This window comes from Algibacter sp., assembly GCF_049667265.1.
Lineage (GTDB): Bacteria > Bacteroidota > Bacteroidia > Flavobacteriales > Flavobacteriaceae > Algibacter_B.
Map to the genome: position 1 here is coordinate 1 of NZ_JBATHX010000310.1, position 1,787 is coordinate 1,787.

Below are 1,787 nucleotides of genomic sequence, written 5' to 3' on the forward strand. Positions count from 1 at the left end.
CAGCCACTAAAGACAACCAGTTAATTAGTTTTGTCGATTTTGCACCCACATTACTTTCTTTAATAGGAAAAGAACCACTACCTTATATGCAAGGACAAGCTTTTTTAGGGAAATTCAAAGCAAAAAACGAGAGAGAATATATTCATGCGGCAGCCGATCGTTTTGATGAAGTAACCGATGCCATTCGTGCGGTACGCGATAAACAGTTTAAATATATTAGGAATTACAGGCCAAATCAAGGTTATTACATGCCGATAGGTTATAGAGAACAAATTCCAACCATGAAAGAATTGTTGCGTTTGCGTGATGAAGGAAAATTAAATGAAGTGCAAAAACAATGGTTTAGAAATAGCAAACCAGTAGAAGAATTGTTTGATTGTAAAACCGATCCCTTTGAGTTAAACAATTTGGCCAACGATAAAGATTATATCAAGAAACTAGAGGAATTAAGGGGAGAAATGGACACTTGGTTAAAATCCATTAATGATGAGCCTAATCTACCAGAATCACAACTTATTGAAAACCTTTGGGGAGGTAATAAAACGCAGCCAATAACAGCCATTCCGAAAGTTAATTATACAAATGGAAAGGTTTCGATGTCCTGCGAAACAGAAGGAGCATCAATAGGCTATAAAATAAAAACCAATAACGGAGCGCTTCCTAAATCTTGGGAAATATACCAGCAACCATTTGAAATTTCTGCAGATGCAGAACTACTGGTTCAGGCACATAGAATTGGTTTTGTTGCAAGTAAATTTATTAAACTAAGCGAACTAAAATGAAAAGTAAGGTTCTAATTTTAATATTATTTGGATACCTGTCCAACGCACAAACACTCCATTTAAACCAGCCAATTATTGATAAAGAAGTTATTTTTGAAGAAAAAAATGGACTCGTAGCGGTTGAGGCTGAATATTTTTTCAAACAAAGTAAATCGGAAATTAGGCAGTGGTATAGAACATCACTAAATGAATCAGCAAAAGTTGGAAGAGATGATGACGGCCAACATTGTGATGGCGCCAGCAACAAGGCTTATATCGAAATATTACCAGATGAAAGAGTAACGCATTCCGATAAACTAGAACAAGGCAAGAATTTCACTAATAACGCAGGAACTATGGCAGTGGTGCATTACAAGGTTAAATTTAACAATCCAGGGCGTTATTATGTTTGGGTACGAGCTTTTTCTACTGGAAGCGAGGATAATGGTGTTCATGTGGGGGTTAATGACACATGGCCAGAAAGCGGACAAAAAATGCAATGGTGTGATGGAAAAGGAAATTGGACATGGGGGAGTAAGCAACGTACAAAAGAAGAACATTGTGGGGTACCATTCCAAATTTATTTAGATATTGAAAAAGCAGGAGTACATGACATTCAATTTAGTATGCGAGAAGATGGCTTTGAAATGGATAAATTCATTTTAACCCAAAATAAAGATTATGTTCCAACCGAAGAGGGACCTTCATCTTTTTCTCAAAACAAACCCTAAAATTTAAAAAACATACAACAATGAAAAAATTGATTTTTGCGTGTGCTATAATACTATCCTACGCAACTCTAGTTTCTGCCCAATCCATAAATCCTCCAAAAGGTAGAATAGCCATTGTAGCCGATGGAAATTCTCCGGACCCTGACGATCTTGGTGGTACAGCCATTTCGTTGGCGTTATTACGTGCTGCTGGTTTAGAAGATAGATTAGTTCATTATTCACATAGTTGCGATTTGGTTGTGATGCACAGAATTTCAGAATCGGCAGAAAAAGAACGTCATGCCATGATGCAAAC

General features: G+C 36.8%; 1 protein-coding gene and 2 pseudogenes. All 3 read left to right on the plus strand.

Going from position 1 to position 1,787, the window contains the following annotated elements:
• A pseudogene (locus WBN21_RS11150) lies at window positions 1-782 on the plus strand (sulfatase); the annotation flags it as partial.
• Window positions 779-1,492, plus strand: coding sequence for a hypothetical protein (locus WBN21_RS11155; RefSeq protein WP_424200278.1), 714 nt, complete (start codon window positions 779-781; stop codon window positions 1,490-1,492). The pseudogene WBN21_RS11150 and the gene WBN21_RS11155, both read left to right, overlap by 4 nt.
• A gap of 20 nt (window positions 1,493-1,512) precedes the next feature.
• Window positions 1,513-1,787 (plus strand): annotated as a pseudogene (locus tag WBN21_RS11160) (hypothetical protein); the annotation flags it as partial.